Raw genomic sequence first — 25,403 nt, forward strand, 5'->3', positions numbered from 1 at the left:
GGTGGGAAGGCCGTGCGGGAGGGCCGGGGACGCGGCGGTTGTCAGCCGACGGGCGCGGGGGCGTCCGGGGTCGCGGCGCCGAGCGGGGCGGTGTCCTCGTCGGGTCCGGTGGCGGGCAGTTCCCGCATCCGGCGCAGCGGGGAGAGCAGCAGGGGCAGCGGCACGACGAGGAAGCCGGCCGCGCACCACACGAGCGCGGCCCGGGCCCCGAAGGCGTCGGCCAGCGCACCGCCGGCCAGGGCGCCGAGCGGCAGGGTGCCCCACATCAGGAACCGCAGCGTGGCGTTCATCCGGCCGAGCAGCCGGGGCGGGCACAGGGCCTGGCGGAAGCTCACCTGTGCGACGTTGTAGACGACGGCGCCGAAGAAGACCACGGCGGAGCCGAGGGCGAACAGTGCCGCGCCGGCGCCGCGCCCGGACAGCGGCCACAGCAGCGCGAACGGGCCGGTGGTCAGCGCGGACAGCCAGATGACCCGGGCCTGGCCGAGGCGGGCGGCGAGCCGGCCCGCGCACAGTGCGCCGGCGAGCCCGCCCACGGCGGAGGCGGCCAGGACGAGGCCGACCACTCCCGGGGCCAGCCCGAGCACCCGGACCAGAAAGACGGCCTGGGTCGCCATCAGCACCGCGCTGAAGAGGTTCGCCAGACCGGTCGTCAGCGCGATGACGCGCAGCAGACGGTGCCCGCACACGAACCGCAGGCCCTCGCCGATGTCCTGGCGGAGCGAGGAGCCCGCGACCCTTGGTGGAAGGCTCTCGGGCTGTTTGATGCCCCACAGGAACAACGCGGAGAGGGCATAGCCGGCCGCGTCGGCGACGACGGCCAGGGAGGCACCGAGCAGTTGGACGAGGCCACCGCCGAGTCCGGGGCCCGCCACCTGGGCCGAGGAGCGGATCGTCTCCAGTGCCCCGTTGCCGGAGACCAGATGCTCCGTGGGCAACAGTCGCGGCAGGAAGCTCTGGTGGGCCACGTCGAAGAAGACCGTCGCCACGCCGGTGACCAGGGCGACGACGTACAGCTGCGCCATCGTCAGCACACCGGCGACGGCGGCGGACGGAACGCTCGCCATGGCGACGGCGCGCACCACATCGGCCCGGATCATCAGCGGCAGTTTGCGCATGCGGTCGACCCAGGCCCCGGCGGGCAGCCCCACCAGCAGGAACGCGGCCGTTTCGGCGGCAGTGAGCAACCCCACCTGGAAGGCGGGGGCATGGAGTTCGAGCACCGCGACGAGCGGCAGGGCGACGAGGGTGACCTGGGATCCGAGCTGTCCGGCGGCGGCACCGGCTAGGAGGAGGCGGAAGTCGCGCATGCGCAGCGGACCGCCGGCCGCGGGTCGAGGTGTGGCGGGCATACGACGGACCATGACCGAACCGCTGATCAACGGTCAAAACCAGATGCGCACTTTCAGCCGCTTTTCTTCACCATTTGCACACCAAGACAGGAAAATCTCCATCAGATTCCGGTAACAACCGGATGGCTGCCTCCTGCCGCGCCGCCTGGCGTAAGGGCACTCCCCTGATGGCCGCGCGGCAAGACGGACGATCATGCACAGAGCATCACGTGACGGACTCCGACCGAAAACAGTCATTGATGTCCGCTTATTGACCGAAGCAGTCAGTTTCTCCGCTATGGCGCCGCTCCGACGCCACCCCCTGGACGCCGCACAGGCCGCTCGCCGACGGGGCCCTCACACACCCGAGCGGTTTCCCCGGTTCGCATGTCCTTGCGCCGGGGCCCCTCAACGAAATGGTTGCATTCGTCCGGAGGTGCACATGTCGAGGGAGAACCTGCCCCACGTGGCGTCGCGCGAGGAGTGGCTCGCCGCGCGCAAGGAGCTGTTGGCCAAGGAGAAGGAGCTCACCCGGGCCAGAGACAGGGTCAACGCCGACCGCCGGCGGCTACCGATGGTCCGGATCGAGAAGCCGTACACGTTCGAAGGGCCGAGCGGGCAGGTGAGCCTGCTCGATCTGTTCGAGGGACGGCCGCAGCTGGTGATGCATCACTTCATGTGGGCCTACGACATCGACGCCGAGGGTGTCGAGCACCCCCGCGACACAGGCTGCTCCAGCTGCTCCTCCGCCGCCGACGGCATCGGCAGGCTGAGGCAGCTGCACGTCCGCAACACCACGCTCGTCGCGGTGACAAGGGCGCCGTACGACAAGCTCGCCGCGTTCCGCGAGCGGATGGGCTGGACGTTCCCCTGGTACTCCTCGGCCGGCAGCGACTTCAACTACGACTTCCACGCGACCGTCGACGACCGAGTCGCGCCGGTGCAGATCTTTCACCGCACCGAGGCCGAGCCGGCCGGGGCCGGCATGCCGTTCACGGAGAGCCTGCGCGGCGACTGGCCGGGCATCAGCGCCTTCCTCCGGGTCGACGACGAGGTCTTCCACACCTACTCCACGTTCGGCCGCGGCATCGAAGAGTTCCACCACGGCTACCCCTACCTCGACCTCACCGCGCTCGGCCGCCAGGAGGCGTGGGAGGAACCGAAGGGCCGCGCCGTCCCGCTCGGCCTGCACGTCGGCGGCCCCAACATGCGATTCCCCGACGAATACGACACCGACGAGGCAGCCCGGGCCGACGGTCCCTAGGTGTCGCGGTGCTTGAACGAGGTTGAACCAGGATGAACGAGATGGGATGAGGGCCTTCTGGCTCGGTGCGGATCGCGGCATCTGCCCGACGGCGGGAGGCCCCATGCCCCAAAGCCCTCGGGGTTGCCGGCGCGCAAGGCGGCCTGGACGGAGAGCACCAAGTCACCCTGGAGCGCCGCCGAGAAGCCCACACGCAGCGGTCCGGCAACACCCCGGCCGACCCCGGCCGACCTCGGCCGCCCGCGCGGCGCCGTCCTGGACACGTACGAACGCCGGGACGATCACATGCGATCACATGCCCTGGGCTCCCGACTCTGTCCGTCATCTGCTGAAGCGCGCGCATTCGACCCCCTGGGGCACCCGGGGGTGTCTCGGGTCTTGCTGTGCGGTCGGTCTGCTTCGTTCACCGCCGGCCTTGTTCGTCCCCGGCGAGTGCTTGACGACTGCGCTGCAGGAAGTGGCGCTCGGCCGCGTTCTCGGTGCGGGCGAGCGCCTTGTCGTAGGCCAGGGCCGCCTCGGCGTTGCGGCCGAGGCGCCGGAGCAGCTCGGCGCGGATGGCGTGGAACACGTGGTAGCGGTCGAGCGTGAGGCCGTCGACGAGGTCGAGCGCCTGCTCCGGCCCCTCGACCTCGGCCACCGCAACCGCGCGGTGGAGGGCCACCACGGGGCTCGGGTCGAGGGAGAGCAACTGGTCGTACAGCTCAAGGATCTGCCGCCAGTCGGTGGCCGCCGCGGTCGGTGCGTCGCTGTGGACGGCATTGATCGCCGCCTGGATCTGGTACGGGCCCGGCCGATTGCGTCGCAGGCACCGTCGGACGAGGGTGTGGCCTTCGGTGATGAGGCCGCGGTCCCAGCGGCTCCGGTCCTGGTCCGCCAGCAGTACGAGGCTGCCGTCCGGCCCCGTGCGAGCGGCGCGGCGCGATGCGGTCAGCAGCATGAGGGCCAGCAGCCCCATGGGCTCGGGCTCGTCGGGCATCAGCTCGGCGAGGAGCCGCCCCAGGCGAATCGCATCCCTGCAGAGATCGTCGCGGACCAGTGCCTCGCCCGAGCTGGCCGTGTAGCCCTCGTTGAAGATGAGGTAGACGACGGCCAGCACGGCGCGGAGGCGGTCAGGGAGGTCGGCGTCGACCGGGATCCGATACGGGATCTGCGCGTCGCGGATCTTGCCCTTGGCCCGGCTGATCCGCTGGGCCATGGTCGGCTCGGCGACCAGGAAGGCGCGGGCGATCTCCGCGGTGGTGAGCCCGCCGAGGAGCCGGAGCGTCAGGGCCACCCGAGCCGCGGGGGCGAGGGCGGGGTGGCAGCAGGTGAAGATCAGGCGTAGCCGGTCGTCGCGCACGGGTCCCTCCTCGGCCGGTGTGTCCCCGGCGTGCAGCAGTGCGGCTTGGGCCTGCCGGTCCTCGCGGGATGCCTCCCGGCGGAGGCGGTCGATCGCCCTGTTGCGGGCGGTGGTGATGATCCATCCCGCAGGGCTCGGGGGCAGCCCGGTGGACGGCCACCGCTCGACGGCCGTGGTGAACGCGTCCTGGACCGCTTCCTCGGCGATGTCGATGTCGCCGAAGACGCGGACCAGGACGGCGACCGCGCGGCCGTGCTCCTCGCGGAACACGCCCGAGATGTCCGCTGCGGTCGCCTTCGGCATGCCGGAGGTCACCCGCAGGAACCGTCCTGGAGCGGCCTGACCTCGATGGGGAGGGTGGTGGCGCGTGCGAGCTTGCGGCCCCATTCGAGCGCGGCGTCGAGGTCGGGAGCCTGAATGACGGTGAAACCGCCGATGTGCTCCTTGCCCTCGATGTACGGCCCGTCGGTCATCAGCATCTCGTTGTCCTTCAGTCGCACCACGGTGGCCGTGCTCGGCGCGTGCAGCCCCCCGGAGAACACCCAGGCGCCGGCCGCCCTGAGCTCGGTCTTCAGGGCCTCGACGTCCCGCATGATCGGCTCCAGGAACTCCGGTGGCGGCGGGGTTCCGTCCCCGTCGGGCTGGTAGATGCTGAGCAGGTAGTGGGTCATGACGTGCCTCCTTGGCCGATCGCTCCGCCGGCGCCTGCCGGCGTCTCACCCTCTGTACGAATGGCCTCGTCCCGGATCGACACCGGGCAGCAACCGGCCGGAAGATTTTTTGACGCCCGCTCCCGCAGCAGCGGGCAAAGGCGCCCTCCCTCCAGCTTGAGCCCTCCGGCTTGAGCCCTCCGGCTTGAGCCCTCCGCCGGAGCACCGGAGCGGCTGTCCCCACACCTCGCGCCACCCGGCCGCGAGCAGGCCGAACGGGTGGGAGGGCACCGAAGGCGCCTACGAGATCACGCAGGATAGGTACGAGCGGATCCGGCTCGAGGCCCGGCACCGCTGTGAGCAGACCGTCGGCTCAACGGCTCGACGGCTCGACGGAACATCGAGGGAGCACCGTGATCTCGGACTATCAGCAGCAACTGCGTGAACGCTTTCTGTCCGTCCCCGAGACTCCTCCGCCAGCCGTCTGGCGCCCGGTCCTGGACCGGCGAACACCCATAGGCGGCCTGCTCGGCATCGGCTTCGCCGTCGCTCCCGACACCGGTCATGACCTCGTCATGGTGGTCTCTGTCGAGGGGCACGGGCTCTTCGATGCCGTCACCGGAGAGAAGATCGCCAGGAACCGCGACCCTGATCCCGACGACAGCACCCCAGACGCGGTGCCCGACCTCTCATGCCCTGGACTCGGACCGATCGCCGGGACCCGAGTGCGCATAGCCGGCCTCTTCGGAGGCGGCCTCCATACCACCACACCCGACGGCTGGAGCCTGGAAGTCGCCGGCCCCGAGTGGCCGCACCACCGCATTCTGCTCTCCACGGATGGAGGAATGCCCCACAGCGGACCGCACGGCGAGCGCTGGTGGCACATCTTCGACTCCCACTACTCAGAATTGCGGACCGCCGGCTTCTCCCCGTCCGGACACACCCTCGCGGTCGCCACGAGCAGCGACCTCACCCTCTGGACCCGGCGAACTGCCACAGCAGGCGCAACGCGCGAGAGCGGGACATGACGCGCGATCGACCTGCTGAGACCGCGTAGCGCGGCTGCACCGTGCGGAGCCCGGGTGCCGGCCAGGAGCCCTCACCTACGCGGCGAGAGCCCCCCGAGCACCCGACCGGGCCTCCCCCGTTCGATCGACAGCCTCACGATCGGTACGGCACCGTTTTTCTGAGGGTTCGTCACTCCGTGAGCGAGCCGATGACCACATCCGCCATGGCGCCGGCCATGCGCTGGTGGAACCGCCACAGGAAGGGGTCGCGAGGACTGGGAGCGCCGAAGAACCCCTGTGGCGTCACTCGACGGGCGTGTTCTCCGCCCTTTCGCCATTCCGCCAGATCCGTGGCGCTCAAGCCCGTCGGCTTGAGTCGGGCCATGGCGTCGTAGTCGACGATCTCGGGGAACCAGCGCATCATCAGCGCACTTTCGATCTCTTCCGCATGGACTCCCAGTTCGCCGGTCAGCTCCAGGCCGTCGAACAGCGGCTGCATGGCGAAGACGCCGAGAGCGGGTGTCTGCGCCGCGTCAGGCAACCGGTCGGCGATGAAATCGGGCTCGATGAGTACGACACCGATGTTGCCTTGGTCGTGCTGACGCTGCACGACCTCGAGCAGCATCTGGTTGTGGGCGATGTCACCCTGATGGTTGATCACAAAGACGTGGCGGAACCCGTCGGTAGCCAAAGAGTCCAGGATGTCCGAGTGCAGTGCCGCCGCGGTCTCGGGGCGCGTGCGGAATGTTCCGGCGAAAGCGGCCGACACCTGATTGATTCCCCAGAACACCGGCGGGGCGATGAGCGCCTCCCTCTGGTGCTGCTCAAGCTCGCTCTTCACCATCCGACACAGCTGATAGGCGCCGTAGGCGTCGGTGCCTAACGGGAGATGCGGACCGTGCTGCTCGATGACACCAGTGGGCAGGAGCACACACGCCCCACGACCGGCCGCCGCCTCCACCTCCGGGTACGTAAGGTCGGCCATCGTCCCAGCAAAGATCGAATACCCGCCATGCATCATGCTGCTCCCCCAGTTGGCCAGTGGACCGACCGAGCCGTCGACCACGGCGTGATCTTGGCACGCGCATCAGGTCGCGCACGATCTTCACCTTCGACCAAGACGTGGCCGACGATGTGTGGAAAGACCACAAAGGCTTCCCTGCGGCGTGGCGAACACCCGGACACAAGCCGGCACAGGGCCCCTCTGTTCTGTCGAGCGGAAAGCGGTGGTATCGCGTATCGCATAGATGCCGTTCGGGTGAGTCGTGGTCCGCGCCGGCATCCGCCACGGCGTGAGGAGGAAGGAAGGGGACGGCAGTGAACCTCGACCTTGGGGCGGAGTGGTGAGCGGACGGTCAGGGCCGTTTTGGGATGCCGCGGAGGGGCGCACGCCGCCGCCTCGAGCGGCGGCCACGCTGGGGCTGGAATTCCTCGACGCGGACGTCGAGAACGGCACCATCGAGCTCGCCTTCACCGCGACCGAGGACTTCACGAACCCGGCGGGCAACGTCCTGGGCGCCTTCCTCGCCGCAATGCTCTACGACACCGTCGGCCCCGCCCTCCTGGCCACCCTCGAACCCGACCAGTTCCAGTCCACCCTGGAACTCCACACCCACTTCCTGCGGCCCGTCCGCCCGGGCCGGATCATCGGCAAGGGACGGGTGGTGCACCGGGCAGGCGACATCGCCTTCCTGGAAGCCACCCTCACCACCACCGACGGGGTGACCATCGCCACCGCCGGCGCAACGGCCCGCGTCATCCCCCTCGACCGGGCACCGACCTCGGCGTGACGCTCGCAGCGATCACGGCCGGTTTCGCCGGAGGCGGTCAGCGGGGCTCGTTCCCCTTCGTTGGCGGGTGGGTGGTCCTCATGCCCGGTCGCGACTGAGGGTGTGGGGTCAGGGCGGTGTTGGCAGCATCGAGGATGTTGCGGAAGGTGCGGGTGATGATCGGCCGCGCGAGGCGCCGGGTGAGGAGGTCACCGAGCAAGGGGAGGGGGATCTCGGCGCGGGTGGTCCAACGCACCTGGGTGCCGCCGTCGACCTCGGTGAACGTCATGCGGCCGAGTTCGTGCCGGGACGGCGGCAGACTGCGCTCGACGACGTACTCGGTGGTGTACGGCGGGTCGTACCGGGTGATGCGTTCCCGGAACCAGCCGATCAGCCAGAGGTGACTGCGTACCGCGCCGACGCCGTAGCGCGCGGCATCACCGTGCCGGGTCAGGCGGCAGCGCAGCACCAGCGGCGAACTGGTGTAGTTGGTGGTCGTGGTGAGCCAGGCGAACACGTCGTCGATCGGGGCGTGGATGACGCGTTCAACGGTCATGGTTTCCACGGCTGGTGACCTCCTCTGTCGAGTGGGCGCACCGTCTCGGCACGGTGCAGCTTGTCCGGGTTGCGGACGCCGTAGAGGCCGGTGATCCGTCCGTCGTGGATCTCGAACGCCACCAGCCAGTCGAGCTCACCACCGGTGAGGAAGCGCGCCGCCGGCATGCCGTTGTACGTGGCGTACTCGACGCGGGTCGTCGCGGTGGTGGCGGTGCGGAGCACGCCGAGGACGAAGCGGGCGACGTCGGCGCGACCGGTGATCGGCCGACGGGCGGCGACGACTTTCCCGCCACCGTCGGAGATCTGCACGGCATCGGGTGCCAACAGGTCCATCAGCGCCTGGATTTCGCCGGTCGCCGCGGCGTGCAGGAACCGCCGGACAATCCTCCGGGCGGCATCGGAGTCGGGCTCGAAGCGGCGACGCCGCGCCGCAACGTGCCGACGTGCGCGATGGGCGATCTGCCGGACGGCGGCCTCGGTCCTACCGATCGAGACGGCGATCTCGCCATGGGCGTAGCCGAACACCTCGTGCAGGACGAACACCGCGCGCTCCGCCGGGCCCAGCGTCTCCAGGACGAGCATCATGGCCATCGACACCGACTCGGCCAGGATCGCGTCCTCGCTCACTTCCGGTGCGGTGCGGATCGGCTCGGGCAGCCACGTACCGACGTAGTCCTCGCGCCGTGCTCCGACCGCGCGCAGGTGGTTGAGGGCCTGCCGGGTCACCACGCGGACCAGGTAGGCGCGCGGATGCACGACCGTGGCCGGATCGACCGCGCTCCACCGCAGGTAGCTCTCCTGCAGCACGTCCTCGGCATCGGCGGCGCTGCCCAACATCTCGTAGGCGAGGGTGAACAGCAGCGGACGGTGCACAGTGAAGGCGTCCTCAACCATGGCCCACCCCCACTGCGAGCATGCGTGGGTACCCGGGTGTCATCCGCGGCTCCTCTCGTCAGCTCTCTTCGGCCGCCCATCGAGACACCTCACACCGGCGAACCGTGACAGTCCGCCGCTGTGATTCGCTTCACCACATGGGTTCCACACCGTTGTGTTACTGATCCACAGATGTGTCCGTCGTGGTGCTGACGCTGGTGGCGGCGGCGAGCTTCGGTACCCGTCCCCGAAGTAGGGCGCGCAGGGTGCGGGCCATACGGTGGTCGTCCATGGCGATGTGCCGGCTGGAAGGGAGTGGTGGGCCAAGTGGGCAGGTGGGAGCGGGCGCTGGACGCGGCGGGGGTGCGCGATTCGGGGCTGCGTGCGGACTACAGCCGGCAGCGGCGGCAGGTCTTCCGGTTCAAGCGGGAGATGACGGTGGCCGTCGGGCTGCTGCTTCCGGGCCGTATGGTCCCGCACCTGATCGCCGCGGCCGACTTCATGCACCGCACCGACACCCTGCTCGACAGCGGCCCTGTGGCGGACCGGCGGGCGGCGTTCGCCCGTTGGAAGCAGGAAACCGCCGAGAGCCTCGCCGCCGGTCGCACCGGCCACCCCGAGCTGCGCCCCCTGCTGAACAGCGTCCGTGAACACCCTGCCCTGCACGACCGGGTACGGGATTATCTCGGCGCAGCCACTTGGGATCTCGACTTCACCGGGTTCGCCACCGAGGACGACTACCAGCGGTACGTGGACGGATATTCGCTGCCCGGGTGCATGGTCGTCACCGGGCTGGTCGGCCCCGACGGTGACCAGAGGGGCTACCGGGCCGCCTGCCGGACGTTCATCGACGCCTGCCAGCGGCTCGACTTCGTCAACGACCTCGCGGAGGACCTGGCGGGCGGGCGACTGAACATTCCCGAGGAGACGCTGGAACGGTACGGCGTCACGCGCGCCGACCTGGAGCAGGGCCGCGACCTGCCGGCCGTGCGAGCGATGATCGGCGATCAACTCGACCAGGTGGACCGCGCCATGGCCCAGTGCACGGACATGGTCGATCTGGCGCCGCCGGCCCATCGCCCCATTCTCCGGTGCCTGATCGGGACGGAGGAGCTGACCAGCTCCGCCGCGCGCGCCGACCCGGGCGCCCTCCTGCGCCGCTCCGCAGGTCCTCCCGGACTCGCCGCGCTGCGGCTGCTGGGGCGCGAGTACATTCAGGCCCGCCGACTCGCCTGATGAGCCCCGTCGGACCGGCGGGAGACGCGGTCTTCTCCCCGCACATGGGGAAAAACAATCCACCGACACTGCTCACCGCCCAATCTGCGGGCCCCGTGTCCGGTCAGCCGCTACGGTGCATATGTGCAGTTCAACGCGGTGGAGACGACGAAGCCGGGGACCGTGCTGTTGTTGGCGGCCGCCCCCCTCGGCAAGGGCCGAATGATGGACGCGGGAAGCGTGCTTCCCATGCTCTCCGCCGTCCCGCCCAGCGCCTGGGCGGGCACCGAGACCGCCACGCTCATAGAGCTGGCAGACCCTGTCGAGCCGCAGGCCGTGATCACCCGCATCCGCGCCGCGGCCGCGGCCGAGGGGCCACTGACGCTCGTGCTGGCAGGCCAACTGCAGCTCGATCGCCGTCAGCACGTCGTGCACCTGGCGCTCGCCCGCACCACGCCGGCCACCCTTCGCTACACCGCCCTGCCCTGGCCGTGGCTGCTGCACGAGCTGCAGCAACGGCGCCCAGGCACCACCACGGTGTTCGCGGACCTGGTGGCCGATCCCGAGACCTGGGAGCGGTTGGCCGAGAAGCCGCTCGACTTCGGCAGCCCCACCGCCGCATACGGTGTCATCAGCCCGCCGCCCCATCACCGCAGGATCGCCCGCCCCCGCTACACGGACGCCCTGACGCAGGTGCTGCGCACCGGGTACCGACCCACCCCCACCCAGCTCCACCAAGAGGCCGTACGGATCGCCGGCACCAGCGAGAGGGCCCTGGTGTTCGGCGCCGAGACCGGACACCGTGCCCCGACGCCCCGAGCCGACCAGGCTCCTCCCCCCGCCCCCACGCTCCCGCAGCAGACCCAACGGGCCGCCTCGCCGCACTACGTGCCCGGTGACCGTGTGGTACCGCTCGAAGAGGATCCTCACGAGCGGATCGTGGCCGCATCGAAGGCCGGCCACCACCGCGAGGCGGCCGAGCTTGCGTTCGCCGCGGAGCGACGAGCCCTGCAGGAGTTCGGGCTCGGTACCCATCCGACCGTCCACTGGACGGAGGTCCGCGCCTATCTCGCCTCGGTCGCGGGAGAGCCCCGCGTCAGCTGCGAACTGTGGCTCTCCGCCGCGAACGTCAGGCTCAGCTCCCTGCATCAGGCCCCGGATGCCCAGGACGTCAAGCACGCAGTCGATCGAGCACACCACCAGTGGACCCAAGTGCGGGACGCGGCACGTGCACGTGAGCTGGCGCCGGCGCTCGTCCACCTCCGCCGCCAGGTGCCAGGCCGTCAACACGGTGCGCTCGACGCCATCCAGAAGCGGCTGGATCAGCTCGACGGCCCGCGCCCACGTCCGTGAGCTGCAGCCCGGGGCCGGTGGCCGGAGGCAGTGTGCTGGGCCTTCGACGCAGCTCAGTCCTCGCCGGTGACAACGATGACCACGGCATGGCCGTTGCCGATGCCGACGACGGCCGCGTCGAAGGTGGCCTCGGTGACCCGCACCCACGAGACGTTGCCGCTGGCGCCCTCGCGGTAGGCGGCGTAGCCGTTGGCGCGCCAGTCCGCGTCCGGGCCCAGCAGAGCGATCAGCCGGTTGGCGATGGCGTCGGCGACGAGGCGCATGGGGCCGTCGTGGCTCGAGTGGACGAGCTCGCGGATGAGCGTTGCCGCTATCCAGGGCGATAGTTGGTCCGGGGGGATCCGGATGCCCAGGGCGGACTCCATCTTCTGCGGGTTTCGTGGGCCGCCGTGCCCGTGCTTGCAGTGCCCGCAGTGCTGCGCGAGCAACCCGGTGGGCGCCAGGACGTCCCAGCACAGCCGGCCGTGGCTGCGGCCGTCGTCCGGGCCGTGGTGGACGATGCGGTCCGTGTACTCGGCCCACTCGGTCAGCCACATGCCGAGGTCCGCATCTGATCCCAGGTCGTAGGGCGGCGGCAGCTTGAACGACAGATTCATGACTCCCCTCCCCTGCGCCGCAACCCTATTCGAACTGGTGGCAGAGGGAGTTGCTGGTTGTTGGGTGTATTGGTGTATTGAGGCACCTCCGAGACGTGGATGTCAGACCCGTGTGCTGCTGTTGGCGCAGTGGTGTTCGGCGATGTTCGATGTGAAAAGGCAGCGTGATGGACCACGAGCAGTGGCGGTCGTTCCTGAAACTCTGGAGTGAGGAGTGGATCGTGGGGCACGACCCCGAGCAGGACGCTCCCTTGGATGACGAGGTCGTACGGTCCGGCTGGCTGGGGTTCGCCCCCACAAGCGCGGCCGATGTCGCTGCAGCCGAGGCACGCCTGGGCCGGACGTTGCCGCCGTCGCTCCGCGAGTTCCTGCTGGCCACCACGGGTGGCGGGACGCGGGCAACTTCATCTACCGGCTCGCGGGCACCTCGGAGCTCGCCTGGCTGGCCGACGTCGACCAGGGCTCCGGCTGGATCGACGCCTACAGCGACACCGAGTTCGCCGACGAGGACGACGAGGATGAAGAGGACGAGGGCAGGATCCTCGCTCATTCCCTGTGCCTCTCTCTCGAAGGTGACGCCACGGTCATGCTCCTCGATCCCGAGGATGTCGACGAGCGCGGCGAATGGGCCGGATACCGGCTCGCGTCGTGGTCCGGGATGGGGCCGGCACGCTTTGACTCCTTCTACGACCTGATGCGCCACCAGTACTCCTCGCTGAGCGGAACCGGACGCGGCTGGTGAGCCGGCCGGCGAGTGAGCCGGGTCCCCGAGGTGGGGCGTCGCGGGGAGGTGGTCCGGCGCGGACTCGGCGATGACCGCCGGTACGGCGGCGCCACCGTCGGTTGCGGATCGGGCTACCGCCCCGCTCGGTGGAGGCAGGTGCAGGTAGCGGTCGTGTGTGCGGCGACTCGGTCCGGCCGAGGCGGCGTACCCGACGCCGGGCGGCACATGCACGGTCGCGTGCGGGCACGCCCCTGGAGGCGCCGGACGATGTCCACGGAGCTGAGCCGGTACAGCAGCGCCTCCCCTGCACCCCTGCACCCGTATCGGCTGGGCCGTTTCGTGCGGGCACCGGCCGAGTGCTGATGAGCGCGCACGATCGTGGAGTCCACCGAGACCACCCGGTTCAGCTCCTCGTCGGCGTCCGCCTGGGACATCAGCGCAGTGAGGACACATTCCCGGGTGCCGTCGACGGCCCACATCCGCAAGCGGTGGTGAACGCCCCGCCAGTTGCCGTGCTTCTCCGGCAGGTGCACCCACTGCGATCCGGTCCGGAACTTCCAAGCGATCGCATCGATCACCTCACGGTGATCCCGCCACCGGCCACCCCGCCTCGGTGTCCGGTCCGGTCCGGTCCGGTCCGGCAACAACGGCTCCATCCGCGATCCGCGATCCGCGCCCACTGCACATCAGTCAACAGCACACCCCGGACCAACGGTCCGGTGATCTGAAAGGAATGGTCTAACTCCCGGCCGTGGCGGCCGTCGTGACCACGATGACCGCGGCCATCGCCGCCTGCATGTCGCGGATGGCGGCGTGGACGCTCTCAGCCGCCCATTGCCCGGCGGCCACCTGCGCCATCCGCGCGGCGACCTGCTTGCGCGGGCTGTCGGGGAAGGCCAGGCGGTGCAGCTTGGCGGAGTGGATCAGCGCGATCAGGCCCGCCGTCCGTGTGTCCGGCTCGGCGCCGCCCAGTACGACGGCGCGGAGCCGCTCCCGCAGCTCAGCCTCGACGGCGCCATCGGCCTCGGGGTAGAGGCGTATCGGGAACACTCCGAGTGCCTTGCGCTTCTCCTTCACGACCACTCCGCGCCGGCACAGGCTCTCCAGAGCCGCACCGACGGACCTGGCCTGGTCCTTCGTCAGCCATTCCGTCACCCGCCGCTTTTTGCGACCGCGCAGCCAGGCCTCGATCAGTGCCGTCCGGCTGTCGAGCAACTGGTCCCCGGTCGGCGTCGTGTCCGTCAGTTCGAGGTGCTTGCCTGCAACGGACACCCTCCCGGCCAGGACCAGTTCGAGCAGGATCCCTCCCGACACTGCCCACCCAGCGGCGCTCCGCTGCTTCGCCGACCCGGACTCATCGTCCAGAGACAGCAGCATGATCTCCTCGGCCAGCGTGATCGCCATACCCACTACCCCCGTATATGCGCCGCGATCGCGTTCTCATGATCAAACGCCCGGGACCGCCAAGAGGTTCCCCCCATGATTCCGGCCCTGGCCCGGCCCTCTCACCTCATGCGTGGTCCGCGGACTGATCCGAACGGGACGGCCTCGTCATGAGCGTGGCGCGGGCCCCGGCCCGCTACGACTTCTGCGCACACCGCCTGCGCATGCACGGACCACGTCGGAATCGTCGCGCACGCGACTCGTAGAGTCGCAAGAATGAACCACGACAATGATCTTGACGCACCAAACCCCCCGGACCCGGACCTGCTGATGCTGACTGCCGCGCAGGCGGCACATCTGCGGGCACTCGCCGCCCCCTATGCCGAGGACGGACACAGCACCTCCCTGCACAACCTGGCGCACATATGCCGCAGCGCGCCGGAGAACCGCTGGCCCGACATGGTCAACGCGCACTTCGCCGGTTTGCGTGCGGCGAGCCGGGGCGGCGAGAGCGCCGAGGAACTGCTGCGCGGCGTGCATGCGCGGCTGCTGCCCGTCGAGTCGCTCACCTCGGAGATCGCCGGCGCGCTGCGCTACGCGCGCGTGGTCGCCGACGGACTCGCCTTCGCCTATGCCCTTGACGGGCCCACCTCCGTGCGGATCCTCACCGACGCAGACGTGGAGCGCGCCGGGCTGGAGAAGCTGGGTGAGGCCGCGTACGCGAACCTGATGGGCGTATCCGTCGAGCACGAGGAAGTCGCCCTCGAGGGGCGGGCGTTGCTGCACTCCGTGTACGGCGACTCCCCGTTTGTCGCGAGCAAGGCGCTGTTCCTGTCCGAGCTGGCCCGGCAGGTCACCGGCGAGCCGCTGCCGGACGCCGGAGCTCTCGTCGTCGTGCCGACCCGTCATCTGCTGGCGTTCCATCCGATCGCCGACGGGTCCGTGGCCGATGCCGTCAACGACCTTGCCGCGTATGCCCTCGGCGCCCACGAGGACGGACCGGGCGCGCTGTCCCCGCGGGTCTACTGGTGGCACCGGGGCGGTCTGACGTCGCTCACGGTCATCGACCACGAAACCCGCACGTTCTCCCTGCAGCCGCCGCCGGAACTGCTCGGCCTGATGAAGGGCCTGGTCCGCCTTGACCGCGCCGGACGGCTCGTCAGCCGGACCGGGGTCAAGGCGCCGGACATCGGCGAGCTCACGCACTCCACGGCCGAGTCGATGGCCCGGCTCGCTCAGGAACCGGCCGGACTTGGTAGCGCCTTCACCATGGCCCTCGAACTCGGCCACGCCCATTGCGCCGCCGATCCCGACGTGGCAAGTGTCGAGAGCTGGGACGCGTGGGCCGGCGCCGTGCAGCTCGGCTCCGCGTTGTTCACCGGCGCCCAGCCTCAGGAGTGCCGTCTGGGTGACGATCTCGTGCGGCAGTTGCCCGCCGTCCCCGCCGAGCCGCCCGCCGACGCTCGCGCGTGGCTTGATGCCTTCTACCTCGCGGTCGTGTGCCGCCAGCGAGACCGGGTCGACGGGTTGTGCCGGGTGCCACTGGAGGTGCTGCGTCAGGACGACTCCGTCGACGCGTACGTCCTGCACTGGATCGACACGCTGCAGACCTACTGGTCCGAGGGCCCCACGGACGACGTCGTGAAGAAACTGCTCGCCACTATGGAGACGTCCGCACCCGACGCCGTGGTCCGCGCGCCGAAGGACTTCGTGGATCTGATCGACTACCAGCCGGTCGCCCTCTTCCATCGCCTGGTCACACGCGACCACGACGCCTTCGCCGAGACGCTCGCCAAGGCCCTCGCGCACCACGGTGGTTACTGGGGCGACTCGGCTGCGCCGCGCGCCCGGGTGGCGCTCGGCCCGCTGGCCATGGCGAGCCTGGCGTACGACTACGGATTCCCTCTCGCCCCGAATCAGCCCTACCTGCCCGCGTATCTGCTCAACCGCGAACGTATCGAGGCGATCCCCGGCTGAGGCCGATGGGCGACCGGCCCCCTCGGGTGGATCGAGGGCCGTCCGGGACCGCTGCCGGATCTGGCGCGAGGCAGGTTCTCGGCATGTTCCGCGGCGGCCCCACCCGGCATCCCACACCGCAGTCGGCCACCCGTGGCATTTGATATTTTCCCTCGTGGGAGCCATCCGTGCCGCGTTCCGGCGGCGGTCGACGGGGAGGATGAGCGGGTGACATCCGAGAACGACTATCTGTTGGACAACGGGCAGCGCGAGGCCGGTCGGCGCTTCGAGGCGTTCGCCGAGCTCTTCGATCCCTGGACGCTCGACCACCTCGACCGGCTGGGGCTCGCCACGGGGTGGCACTGCTGGGAGGTGGGCGCGGGCGGACTGTCGCTGCCCACCGCGCTCGCCGAGCGTGTCGGTCCCACCGGACGCGTCCTGGCCACGGACATCGACGCCTCCTGGCTGTCCGGCCCGGCCGCCGCCCCGCTCGAGGTGCGGCGCCACGACGTGGTCCGGGACGAGCCGCCGGCCGAGGCCTTCGACCTGGTGCATGCGCGGCTGTTGCTGGTGCATCTGCCCGACCGGGCCGAGGTGCTGCGTCGGCTGGCCGCAGCGGTCCGGCCCGGCGGCCTGCTGGTGGTGGAGGACGCCGACCCGGCGCTCCAGCCCCTCGCCTGCCCCGACGAGCGCGGCCCGGCCGAGGAGCTGGCAAACCGGATCCGCCGCGGGTTCCGCGCACTGCTCGCCGAACGCGGCGCGGACCTGGCCTTCGGCCGTACCCTGCCCGCCCTGCTGCGCGGTGCCGGGATGCACGACGTACGAGCCGAGGGCTACTTCCCCCTCACCTCTCCCACGTGCCGGGAGCTGGAAGCCGCGACCGTACGGCAGCTGCGCGAGAAGCTCGTGGCGGGCGGCCTGGCCACGAGCGCAGAGATCGACGACCACCTGGCCCACCTGCGCGAGCAGGAACTCGACGTCACCACCGCACCCCTCATCACCTGCTGGGGCCGCCGCCCCGGTAATTGAGGTTTTCAGGGTGGAGTCGGTGGTGTGGGGGCAGTCCGGTGGCGGTGAGGCAGCCGTCGATCAGGTCAGGTGCGGTCGGAGTTGGATTCTTCGTCACTCGCGGCGGAGTGTGCGGTCGAGTCATCGGGTGTGTCGAAGGCGGTGTCGGCCATCGCTCTCGCACCGCCTCAGCCCGGCTGCCAGGTGGGTGTGGAGATGGTCCCGGACCACTACGATCGGGCCGCCGAGCGGGATATGGGCCTGCACACGAGCAGGTCGCGGCAGTCCTTCCAGGAGAAGCCCTTGCGGGCTCCCTTCAATGACCGACGACCCGAGCAGAAAGGCCCCACGCCATGGACCTGGACCTGGACCTGGACCTGGACCTGGACGAGATGTTCGGCGAAGGCTGGTGCGTAACCCTCGCCCCCCACCCCCTCACCGAGACCCTCCACCTCATGGGTGTCGCCGACCCCGTCCCCTGCCCCGAGGGCGTGAGCCGGGCCGCAGACTTCCTTCAAGAGCACCAGGGCGAAGGCGCCTTCATCCTCGGCCGCGAAATGCCCGGCGGCTGGATCCTCACCATCGAATCCGACAGCTGGATCGGCTTCAACAACGATGTCCTGCGCACCCTCGCCGCCGACGGCCGCACCGCGATCAGCGCCTACCGCGACCCCGACACGGATACGGCCACCATCGCCCACGACGGCGCCATCCTCGGCCACCTCGAACTGTCCGGCGGCTACTTCGGCGGCCCCTCCGGCAGCGTGGACACCACCCACCCCGTCGTCGGCTCCCTCACCGCGGTCGGCTTCGACGCCTCCGACGACTGCGAACCCACCGGCGAAGCCGACACCGAAGAGCCCGATGGCTGCCTCGTCCTCGCCGTACGCGTCCTGACCGGCGTCACTCTCACCGCAGCCGACTTCGAGGGCTCCTGGACCGGCGGCGTCCTCGCCCGGGCCTCAAACCCTCTTGAAGTCAGGTAAAGATCGGGAAAGCTCGATGAGCTCTGCCGATAGATGGCCGAGGCGTTGTCGTCCTTGTGCGTGGCGGCGGGCAGGCTGAGCGTCAGCGGTGCGCCGGAGGCCGGTGTCCGTGGTGTGCGGGCTGCCGGCGGCTCAGTCGTCCGAGAGCTTGAGGTTCGGTACGCGCCAGGCGGCGATCACGACGGCGATGAGGGTGACGGCCGCGCCGGTGAGGAAGACGACCTGCATGGCACTGACGTAGCCCTCCAGGAAGGGCCGTGCGAGACGGGCATCGAGGGTGTGGAGGAACGCGGAGTCCTCCAGGTTCACGGTGCCGCCCGGGCCCAGCACGCCCTTCAGCGCGTCCGCGTTGCGATGCTGTTCGGCGAGGTCGCGCAGGTGCGGCTGCTGGAGCGTGGTGGCCAGGCGATCGGTGATACGTGAGCCGGCGAGGGAGAAGAGGATGGAGAGGAAGGCGGCGGCGCCGACGGTCCCGCCGTTGGAACGGAAGAAGTTCACCGAGGCGGTGGCGGCGCCCATATCGCGACCGGGGACCTCCGACTGGGCCAACGTGGTCATGGTCTGCATCGACGCGCCGAGCCCCGCGCCCATGAAGAGCATGCCGATGGAGACGTGCCACATGGGGCTGTCGGCGCGCAGGGTGGCGTACGCCAGCATGGCGGCCGTGATGCAGACGACGCCGGTCACCAGATGGACCTTGAAGTTGCCGGTGCGGGATATGAGGCGGCCGACGACCAGGGTGACCGCGACGTTCGCGGCCATGGTGGGCAGCATGGCGAGCCCGGCGGTCATGGGACTCATGCCTTGCACGAGCTGGAGGTAGAGCGGGAGCGTCGTCATGGCGCCGAACATGCCGATGCCGACGATGAAGTGGAGCACGGTACCGAGCCGGAAGGAACGCGTGCGGAAGAGCCGGAGAGGGAGCAGCGCGGCCTCCCCCATCCGGCGCTCGATCAGGAGGAACGCGACGAGTCCGACGGCGCCGACCGCGTACATGGTCAGCGCGGGCGCCGAGGACCAGCCCCAGCTGCGGCCCTGTTCGGCGACGGTCAGCAGGGGTACGACGCCGACGGCGAGCGCGGCGGCGCCGCCGTAGTCGAGGCGGTGCCGAACGGGCTGGTGCGGCACGCGGCGCAGCACACGCATGATGACGGTGAGGGCAACGGCCGCCATGGGCAGGTTGATCAGGAAGATCCATCGCCACCCGTCGGTGCCCAGCAGTGTGTCGTGGCCGGCGAACAGCCCGCCGATCACCGGGCCGACGATGCTGGACCCGGCGAACACGGCCATGAACCAGCCCTGGTAGCGGCCGCGTTGGCGGGGGGAGGTGATGTCGGCGATGATCGTCATGGCCAGGGACATCAGACCGCCGCCGCCCAGCCCCTGCACGGCCCGGAAGGCGGCCAGCTGGTGGATGGATCCGGCGAAGCCGCACAGCAGCGACCCGGCGGCGAAGAAGAGGATCGCGACGAGGTAGATGATGCGGCGCCCGTAGATGTCGGACAGCTTGCCGTACAAGGGTGTGGCGATGGTGCCGGTGACCAGGTACGCGGTGGTCACCCACGCCTGCGCGGTCAGGCCGTGCAGGTCGTCGGCGATGGTGCGGAGCGCCGAGGACACCACGGTCTGGTCGAGCGCGCCGAGGAACATGCCGAGCATCAGACCGGACAGCACCACGGTGATCTGCCGGTGCGTGAGCCGGGCCGGGCGGCCGGTGTCGGCGGTTGGGGTGTCCGCGGGCTCGCGTGCGAGCGCGTCCGATGACGTCACGTCGGTTCCTTGGGGGTTGCTGGGGCGAGAGCGCTTGGCATCCGGGCCTGAGGGCCGGGGGTGAGACGGTGGGCAACACCATTGGGGGGCGAGGTGTTGAGAACGGCGGATGCCCGCCGGACCGGGGAGCGGCGGGGCCCGGGGGCCTGGGGGCCTGGGCCGGGCCCCCAGGCCGACCGCGGTGGCGGTCCGGCCCGGGGCGGTCGGTGGACGGCGGGTCAGCCCGCCAGCTTCTCCAGATCGGCGACGGCGCTCTCGACCTCGGGAAGGGCGAGCATCGCCAGCCGCGCCCGGCGCGTCTGCGCGTGAACGGCGGTGTCGGCAAGCACGTCGCGGCACACGGCGGCGATGCCCTCGGGCGAACGGTCGGTGATCTCCCGGCCGAGGCCGAGCTCCTGGGTCCGGCGCGCGTTCAGGAACTGGTCGCCGAACTGCGGCAGCACGGCCGTGGGCGTGGCCGTACGCAGCGACTCGCGCACGCTGTTGAAGCCGCCGTGCGTGAGGAAGAGGTCGACGGTCTCCAACAGGATGGGCTGCGGGAGCCGTTCGGTGAGGTGGACGTGCGGGGGCAGTCCGGTGCCGTCGACCGGGATGCCGGCGGTCGCGACGACGACGGTGCAGTCGTCGAGGGCGGCCGCGGCCTCGGTGATCGCCTTCAGCGTCTGGGCGGGATCGGGAGCGTGCACGGGTATCTTGGCCGACTGGCCACCGTCCCCCATCCTCTTGTGCATCTCGGGAAGTGCGGTGCCCATCGCCGCGAACACCAGGGGCCGGTCGGTGGGCAACTCGGCCACCCACGGCGGCAGTACGGAGGTGCGTTCCACGTTGACCGTCTGCCGGTACGCCAGCGAGCCGGGCAGGTGCCGGGTGTAGGAGAAGGCCGGGGGCACGTAGTCGATGCGGCCGTGCGCGGCGATCGCAAGGGGGTCGTCGACGGTGGGCAGGGAGAGTTCACCGCGGAGCGTGTTGAGGCTCTCCACGGTGTGGGCGGGGTCGAGGGTGTTGCTGGCGCCGGAGGGCGTCGGCAGCTGGGGTATGCCGAGCTTCTCGGCCAGCAGAACGGTGCTGAAGTCCATTCCGTCGCGCAGCGCGAGGTCGGGGCGGAAGTCCTCGACCACGGGGCGGAGGATTTCCAGCAGCTTCCTGGCCAGCGGGCCGGAGATGCCCTCGGCCAGAAGGCGCTGCATCAGTTGCTGGCGCTGCTCGTCGTCGAGGTCGGTGCGCTCCATGAGTTCGGCCATGCCGGGCCCGAAGGTGCTGGGAGTGAAGTCCGGCAAGCAGGTGAGGACGCGGACGTCGTCGTACTGGAACACCGAGGCGAGACTCGGTGTGGTCGCGACAAGAACGTCATGGCCGGCGGCTGCGAGCGCCCGGAGAACGGGCAGTTGGGCACGCCCGTGTGAGGGGCTGCCGAGGGTGGTGCACAGAACCCGCATGAGGGGGCCTTCCTTTTCGGTCATCGATGGTGTGGCTGGTACGGCGGGCCGTGTCAGGTGCGGCGTGACGCGGAACCGCGGAGAGGGTGCGGAGGGGTCGCGGCGTCGGGGATGCGGGTCAGCCGGTCATGCTGAGTGTGCGGCCGATGCCCTGCCAGGCCAGTCCCGCCTCCGCGAGCCGGCCGGGGTCGAGGACGTTGCGGAAGTCGTAGACGACGGAGCCGCGCAACTGCTCGGCGATGGCGTGCCAGTCCAGGTCGTGGAACTGAGGCCATTCGGTGAGGACGACGCATCCGGCCGCGCCCGCTGCGGCCTCCGCCGGGTCGTCGACGAGCGTGAGCAGGTCGCTGAGGTCGGGCCGGGTCTCGCTGAGGGCCGGATCGTAGGCGCACAACTCGGCGCCTCGTTCCCGCAGTTGGCGGGCGATGGCCAGGGCCGGGGAGTCACGCAGATCGGAGGTGCCCGCCTTGAAGGCGAGTCCGAGCAGGGCGAGGCGGACGCCGCGCAGCGACCCGTCCGGGCCGGCGCAGCCCGCCGCGACACGCTCGACGAGCTGCCGCTGGTGTTCGACGTTGGTCTCGATGGTGGCGCGCAGCAGCGGGAACTCCACGCCCGCCTGCTCGCAGACGGTCAGCAGTGCGTGGGTGTCCTTGGGGAGACAGGAGCCACCCCAGCCGGGTCCTGGACGCAGGAACGCGCCGCCGATGCGGGGGTCGTGGCCGATGCCGACGGTGACGGCTTCGATGTCGGCGTCGAAGCGCTCGCACACGGTGGCCAGGTTGTTGGCGAAGGAGAGCTTCATGGCGAGGAAGAAGTTCGCCGCGTATTTGGTGAGTTCGGCGCTGGCGGTGTCGGTGAGCACCACGGGCGCGTCGAGCGCCGCGTAGAGCCCGGCGACACGCTCCGCGGCGTCCGGGTCGTCCGATCCGACCACGATGCGGTCGGGGTGCAGGAAGTCGTGGACGGCGCGGCCTTCACGGAGGAACTCCGGGTTGCTGACGACGGTCACGTCCGGGCGACCGAGCAGGTCCGTGACGCGCTCGGCGGTGCCGACGGGCACGGTGGACTTGTTCACCACCGCGCAGCCCCGTGTCAGGACGGGGCGGATCTCGGCGGCGACGGACTCCACGGCGGCCAGGTCCGCCGCCCCTCCGGCGCCCATGGGGGTGGGCAGGCAGAGGAAGACGGTGTCCGCTGCGGCGGCCGCTCCCGCGGTGTCCTGGACGAAGCGCAGCCGTCCCGAGTCGAGACCTTCCGCCACGAGTTCGGGCAGTCCGGGTTCCAGGATGTCGACCTGGGCCTGCTGGAGCCGTCCGACCTTGTGCGGGTCGGCGTCCGCACAGACGACGTGGTGGCCGAGGGACGCCAGACAGGCGCCGGTGGTCAGTCCGACGTAGCCGGTTCCGATGACGGCGACGTGACGTGCGGGCACTGGAGATCACCATTCCTACCGTGGGGTCCTGGGTGGGCGGCCCCGGCCCGGCCCGTCGTGGGTCCGCGCCGTGGGTGGGGTGTGGGGGCCGGCGGGTGCCGGTCCCCGATGCTGCGGCGTCGCGGCACAGTCGCCGCGGCGTCGACGGGTACGGCCGGACTCCGTCGTCCGGGCCGGGGAACAGGGGAGCGATCATTCGAATGACCGCCCGTTTCACGAACATAAGCCACCACCCCGAGAGTTGGTCAACGACCGGTGACAACGACCGATGACTTCCGGACAGCGTCCGGACGCAGGACCATGAGCCGTTGGACTACGAACCGAGCAGAGGTACGACAGGTGAACACATCAACTGAGCAGGAAGAGACCGCGATGCATCCGCCACGAGCCCGCGAGCACGGCGCGGCGAGCACACGCTCGGCCCTCCTCGAAGCAGCAGCCGTGCGGTTCGGCCGGTACGGGTACGACGGCGCCAGCGTCCGGGACATCGCCCGGGACGCGGGGGTGGACGCCGCGCTCGTCTACCGCTACTTCGGCTCCAAGGACGCCTTGTTTCAGCTGGTGTCGACCAACATCGCGCTGTTCGACCCCCTGTTGGAGATCCCGCTGGAGGAGGTTCCCGCCTGGATCTGCGACTTCGTCACCCACCGCCCCAAGGACGACGAGGTTCCGCACCCGGTGCTGTCCGTACTGCGCTCGTCGAGCCGCGGGGAGGCGGTGGACCGCTTCCGCGACGAAGTCACCGAGGTGTTCACCGAGCGCTTCGCGGCACGCCTGGAGGGGCCCGACGCACAGGTGCGGGCGGAGTTGCTGGCCGCGTGGCTGCTCGGGACCAGCCTGCTGTGCAAAGCGTTCCGCACTCCCGCCCTCGACGCCGCCTCCGAGGACACGCTGCGCGAGCATCTGCACGCGGGCATCACCTCCCTGCTCGGCGAGGTCCCCTCCCCCGGCGGAAGGGAGAGCTGCTGCGGCATTTCGCCCTCGTGGACCGGCTGACGCCACCGGGCCGGCCGGGTTGCCGACCCGTCTGCCGACCGGTTTGCCGACCGGCCCGGCCGTCGAGGACTGGCTCAAAGGCAATGGGTGGGGGGGACGCCGCGCGACGTTCGCTCGGTGCCGCGTCCCGGGGCGCGGCACGGGCCGGGGAAGGGCCGCGGAGGAGCCGCAGAGCGCTGCCGCGATGCGTTCGCCACCGGATGCGCGGTGGCGACACGGGGCGCTCCCCCGCCCTGCCGGGCGCCTCAGTGCGTCCGAAAGGACCTCAGCACGGGGTGTCGCGCCCCGCCGCGCCCCGCTCCGGGCCGGCGTGGTTGCCGTGGAGGAGGGGGGTGCGCCAGTCCGGCGAACGGCCGAGAGCGGCCAGGATCTTCTCCAGTGTGCCGGTGTCCGCGCCCGCGGCCAGCGCCGGCCGGAAGGCGCTGTCCGGGGCCAGCCGGAAGTCGCCGTCCGGGACGGCGCGAGCTATCGGCAGTGCGGCCTCAAGGAGCTCGGAGCCGGGTGCGTACGCGATATCCAGGGCCCGGGCGACATCCCAGCTGTGCACCACGTAGTCGATGAGGTGAAAGCCGATCGCGCGGGCAGCGGGGAACGTCCGAGCGCGGGTGAATTCGGGGAGTGCGAACGCGCGATCGGGGCTCTCCACGGTCGCGAATGCGGCGATGACGCGTTCGGCCGCGTCGCGGTATTGCGCGACGGGATCCTCGCCGAGCGGTTCGACCGACCAGTGCGACAGGTCCTGCCCGTGACCGAGCGCCGCCGCCGCGAACCCGTTGTGCTGGGCCGTCATATGGGCGAGCAGGTCGGCCAGTGTCCACGCCGAGCAGGGGGTTGGCCTGAGGAGGTCACCGGGGGTCAACCGGCGCACCAGGGTCACGCTGTCCCGGACCGCCCGGGCGTTGAGGCGACGGAGGTGCGCGAAGTCCACGTGCGGTGTGGATGGCTCGTTATTAGTATGCATATGCTTACGATCTGCTTGAGCACATGAATTGTCAACGGGTATTTTCTTGACCATGGCCGAGAACGCAGCCGACAGCGGCACCACATCCGGGGGGCGGCCCACTCGCCCCGATCTGGCGGCGATGATCGTGCCGCTGGGTCGTGCACTCATGGCAGCCGAGCAGCCGATCCTCGATGCGCACGGTCTGACGATGTGGGCGTACTCGGTGCTGCTGCACCTCGACGAGACACCGATCCGCACTCAAGCAGCGCTGGCCGAGGCCATCCGGGCGGACAAGACCCGCATCATCGCCGTCCTCGACGACCTGGAACGACGAGAGCTGATCTGCCGGCAGCCGGATCCCGCAGACCGACGGGTACGCCTGCTGTCGCTCACCGCTGAGGGCCGACTACTGCGGGACACGGTGCAGGCTGCGATCCAGCTGGGCGAGGAGCGGCTGCTCACCCAGCTGCCGGCCGCCGACCGCGCCGGCTTCCTCACAGGACTGCGGGCACTGTCCACGCTGCCGGAACTGAAGCTCGGCCAGGGGCCACCGCAATCCTCACCGGGACGCGGCGCCGACCGAAGAGGCGGAGCCTGAGGGCTGTCTGACGGGCGTGGGCCGGTCCATCGTCGTACTCGGCCCGGCCCGCCGTAGGCCGCTGCCTCGATGGGTGTCGGTCGTGGTGGGCGCTCCTCGGCAACGCCACGCTCGGTCCAACGCCACGCACGGTCCGTCTTCGCCTTCCGCGTCAGACCTCTCCCCGCACTCCGCCTTCCTGTCCGACGCCAGCCGGCAGGCATACGTACGGCGCCC

Annotated in this window: 24 protein-coding genes and 1 pseudogene; 12 read left to right on the forward strand and 13 right to left on the reverse strand. The window is 70.4% G+C overall.

Translation table 11 applies throughout. The features are described from left to right. Positions 1 to 41: 41 nt before the first annotated feature. Positions 42 to 1,352 carry an MFS transporter gene (locus ACGFML_RS29550; RefSeq protein WP_393548668.1) on the reverse strand — a complete coding sequence of 437 codons (1,311 nt, stop codon included), beginning with the start codon at positions 1,350 to 1,352 and terminating at the stop codon, positions 42 to 44. Positions 1,353 to 1,773: 421 nt separating this feature from the next. Here ACGFML_RS29550 and ACGFML_RS29555 point away from each other — a divergent pair, with 421 nt between their 5' ends. After that, complete coding sequence (locus ACGFML_RS29555) at positions 1,774 to 2,595, forward strand: DUF899 domain-containing protein (RefSeq protein ID WP_393548669.1); 822 nt, start codon at positions 1,774 to 1,776, stop codon at positions 2,593 to 2,595. Positions 2,596 to 2,998: 403 nt separating this feature from the next. On the opposite strand, the gene ACGFML_RS29560 is transcribed toward ACGFML_RS29555, so the two are convergent. After that, positions 2,999 to 4,237: an RNA polymerase sigma factor gene (locus ACGFML_RS29560; RefSeq protein ID WP_393548670.1), complete on the reverse strand. Its 1,239-nt coding sequence runs from the start codon at positions 4,235 to 4,237 to the stop codon at positions 2,999 to 3,001. A gap of 8 nt (positions 4,238 to 4,245) precedes the next feature. Beyond that, complete coding sequence (locus ACGFML_RS29565) at positions 4,246 to 4,605, reverse strand: YciI family protein (RefSeq protein ID WP_393548671.1); 360 nt, start codon at positions 4,603 to 4,605, stop codon at positions 4,246 to 4,248. Between the two features lie 392 nt (positions 4,606 to 4,997). On the opposite strand from ACGFML_RS29565, the gene ACGFML_RS29570 reads away from it, so the two are divergent. Further along, positions 4,998 to 5,612, forward strand: a complete 615-nt coding sequence (locus tag ACGFML_RS29570; protein WP_393548672.1) for a hypothetical protein — start codon at positions 4,998 to 5,000, stop codon at positions 5,610 to 5,612. A 169-nt stretch (positions 5,613 to 5,781) separates the two neighbouring features. Here the strand turns inward: ACGFML_RS29570 and ACGFML_RS29575 are convergent, their stop codons facing one another. Next, the gene (locus tag ACGFML_RS29575; protein WP_393548673.1) at positions 5,782 to 6,657 is read right to left on the reverse strand and encodes a creatininase family protein; all 876 of its coding nucleotides are present in this window, start codon (positions 6,655 to 6,657) and stop codon (positions 5,782 to 5,784) included. Between the two features lie 277 nt (positions 6,658 to 6,934). Between ACGFML_RS29575 and ACGFML_RS29580 the strand changes: the two genes are divergently transcribed. Next, positions 6,935 to 7,381 (forward strand): PaaI family thioesterase, encoded by a 447-nt coding sequence (locus ACGFML_RS29580; RefSeq protein WP_393548674.1) that lies wholly within the window; start codon positions 6,935 to 6,937, stop codon positions 7,379 to 7,381. A gap of 37 nt (positions 7,382 to 7,418) precedes the next feature. On the opposite strand, the gene ACGFML_RS29585 is transcribed toward ACGFML_RS29580, so the two are convergent. After that, a complete protein-coding gene (locus ACGFML_RS29585) occupies positions 7,419 to 7,925 on the reverse strand; it encodes an SRPBCC family protein (RefSeq protein ID WP_393548675.1) in 507 nt (168 codons plus the stop codon). Continuing rightward, the gene (locus tag ACGFML_RS29590) at positions 7,913 to 8,812 is read right to left on the reverse strand and encodes an RNA polymerase sigma-70 factor (protein ID WP_393548676.1); all 900 of its coding nucleotides are present in this window, start codon (positions 8,810 to 8,812) and stop codon (positions 7,913 to 7,915) included. The genes ACGFML_RS29585 and ACGFML_RS29590 overlap by 13 nt, the downstream gene beginning before the upstream one ends. Positions 8,813 to 9,118: 306 nt before the next feature. Here ACGFML_RS29590 and ACGFML_RS29595 point away from each other — a divergent pair, with 306 nt between their 5' ends. Together ACGFML_RS29595 and ACGFML_RS29600 are read left to right on the forward strand one after the other, a co-directional pair. Next, positions 9,119 to 10,027: a squalene/phytoene synthase family protein gene (locus tag ACGFML_RS29595; RefSeq protein WP_393548677.1), complete on the forward strand. Its 909-nt coding sequence runs from the start codon at positions 9,119 to 9,121 to the stop codon at positions 10,025 to 10,027. Between the two features lie 123 nt (positions 10,028 to 10,150). Continuing rightward, positions 10,151 to 11,359, forward strand: coding sequence for a hypothetical protein (locus ACGFML_RS29600; RefSeq protein ID WP_393548678.1), 1,209 nt, complete (start codon positions 10,151 to 10,153; stop codon positions 11,357 to 11,359). Positions 11,360 to 11,412: 53 nt separating this feature from the next. Here the strand turns inward: ACGFML_RS29600 and ACGFML_RS29605 are convergent, their stop codons facing one another. Then, on the reverse strand, positions 11,413 to 11,955 hold the full coding sequence (locus tag ACGFML_RS29605; protein WP_393548679.1) for a hypothetical protein: 543 nt from the start codon (positions 11,953 to 11,955) through the stop codon (positions 11,413 to 11,415). A 167-nt stretch (positions 11,956 to 12,122) separates the two neighbouring features. On the opposite strand from ACGFML_RS29605, the pseudogene ACGFML_RS29610 reads away from it, so the two are divergent. Continuing rightward, positions 12,123 to 12,338 (forward strand): annotated as a pseudogene (locus ACGFML_RS29610) (SMI1/KNR4 family protein); the annotation flags it as partial. 203 nt (positions 12,339 to 12,541) lie between these two features. Next, positions 12,542 to 12,697, forward strand: a complete 156-nt coding sequence (locus ACGFML_RS29615; RefSeq protein WP_393548833.1) for a hypothetical protein — start codon at positions 12,542 to 12,544, stop codon at positions 12,695 to 12,697. Between the two features lie 113 nt (positions 12,698 to 12,810). On the opposite strand, the gene ACGFML_RS29620 is transcribed toward ACGFML_RS29615, so the two are convergent. Further along, positions 12,811 to 13,335 carry a transposase gene (locus tag ACGFML_RS29620; RefSeq protein ID WP_393548680.1) on the reverse strand — a complete coding sequence of 175 codons (525 nt, stop codon included), beginning with the start codon at positions 13,333 to 13,335 and terminating at the stop codon, positions 12,811 to 12,813. Between the two features lie 82 nt (positions 13,336 to 13,417). Then, the gene (locus ACGFML_RS29625; RefSeq protein WP_393548681.1) at positions 13,418 to 14,083 is read right to left on the reverse strand and encodes a GPP34 family phosphoprotein; all 666 of its coding nucleotides are present in this window, start codon (positions 14,081 to 14,083) and stop codon (positions 13,418 to 13,420) included. Positions 14,084 to 14,338: 255 nt separating this feature from the next. Between ACGFML_RS29625 and ACGFML_RS29630 the strand changes: the two genes are divergently transcribed. The 3 genes from ACGFML_RS29630 (at position 14,339) to ACGFML_RS29640 (ending at position 18,012) form a co-directional block, all read left to right on the forward strand. Then, a complete protein-coding gene (locus ACGFML_RS29630; protein ID WP_393548682.1) occupies positions 14,339 to 16,039 on the forward strand; it encodes an immunity 49 family protein in 1,701 nt (566 codons plus the stop codon). Between the two features lie 207 nt (positions 16,040 to 16,246). Continuing rightward, on the forward strand, positions 16,247 to 17,047 hold the full coding sequence (locus ACGFML_RS29635) for a methyltransferase (RefSeq protein WP_393548683.1): 801 nt from the start codon (positions 16,247 to 16,249) through the stop codon (positions 17,045 to 17,047). A gap of 332 nt (positions 17,048 to 17,379) precedes the next feature. Beyond that, positions 17,380 to 18,012, forward strand: coding sequence for a DUF6461 domain-containing protein (locus ACGFML_RS29640; RefSeq protein ID WP_393548684.1), 633 nt, complete (start codon positions 17,380 to 17,382; stop codon positions 18,010 to 18,012). 132 nt (positions 18,013 to 18,144) lie between these two features. Here ACGFML_RS29640 and ACGFML_RS29645 read toward each other — a convergent pair whose 3' ends face one another. The 3 genes from ACGFML_RS29645 to ACGFML_RS29655 form a co-directional block, all read right to left on the reverse strand. Beyond that, positions 18,145 to 19,782, reverse strand: a complete 1,638-nt coding sequence (locus ACGFML_RS29645) for an MDR family MFS transporter (RefSeq protein ID WP_393548685.1) — start codon at positions 19,780 to 19,782, stop codon at positions 18,145 to 18,147. 218 nt (positions 19,783 to 20,000) lie between these two features. Next, positions 20,001 to 21,218 (reverse strand): glycosyltransferase, encoded by a 1,218-nt coding sequence (locus tag ACGFML_RS29650; protein WP_393548686.1) that lies wholly within the window; start codon positions 21,216 to 21,218, stop codon positions 20,001 to 20,003. Positions 21,219 to 21,336: 118 nt separating this feature from the next. Next, positions 21,337 to 22,650, reverse strand: a complete 1,314-nt coding sequence (locus ACGFML_RS29655; protein WP_393548687.1) for a UDP-glucose dehydrogenase family protein — start codon at positions 22,648 to 22,650, stop codon at positions 21,337 to 21,339. Positions 22,651 to 22,989: 339 nt separating this feature from the next. On the opposite strand from ACGFML_RS29655, the gene ACGFML_RS29660 reads away from it, so the two are divergent. Then, positions 22,990 to 23,646: a TetR/AcrR family transcriptional regulator gene (locus ACGFML_RS29660; RefSeq protein WP_393548688.1), complete on the forward strand. Its 657-nt coding sequence runs from the start codon at positions 22,990 to 22,992 to the stop codon at positions 23,644 to 23,646. 265 nt (positions 23,647 to 23,911) lie between these two features. On the opposite strand, the gene ACGFML_RS29665 is transcribed toward ACGFML_RS29660, so the two are convergent. Continuing rightward, positions 23,912 to 24,574, reverse strand: coding sequence for a TIGR03086 family metal-binding protein (locus tag ACGFML_RS29665; RefSeq protein ID WP_393548689.1), 663 nt, complete (start codon positions 24,572 to 24,574; stop codon positions 23,912 to 23,914). Positions 24,575 to 24,659: 85 nt separating this feature from the next. On the opposite strand from ACGFML_RS29665, the gene ACGFML_RS29670 reads away from it, so the two are divergent. Then, positions 24,660 to 25,187: a MarR family winged helix-turn-helix transcriptional regulator gene (locus ACGFML_RS29670; RefSeq protein ID WP_393548690.1), complete on the forward strand. Its 528-nt coding sequence runs from the start codon at positions 24,660 to 24,662 to the stop codon at positions 25,185 to 25,187. The last annotated feature ends 216 nt before the right edge of the window (positions 25,188 to 25,403 follow it).

Source organism: Streptomyces sp. NPDC048650 (assembly GCF_043199095.1).
In the GTDB taxonomy this organism is placed as follows: Bacteria; Actinomycetota; Actinomycetes; order Streptomycetales; family Streptomycetaceae; genus Streptomyces.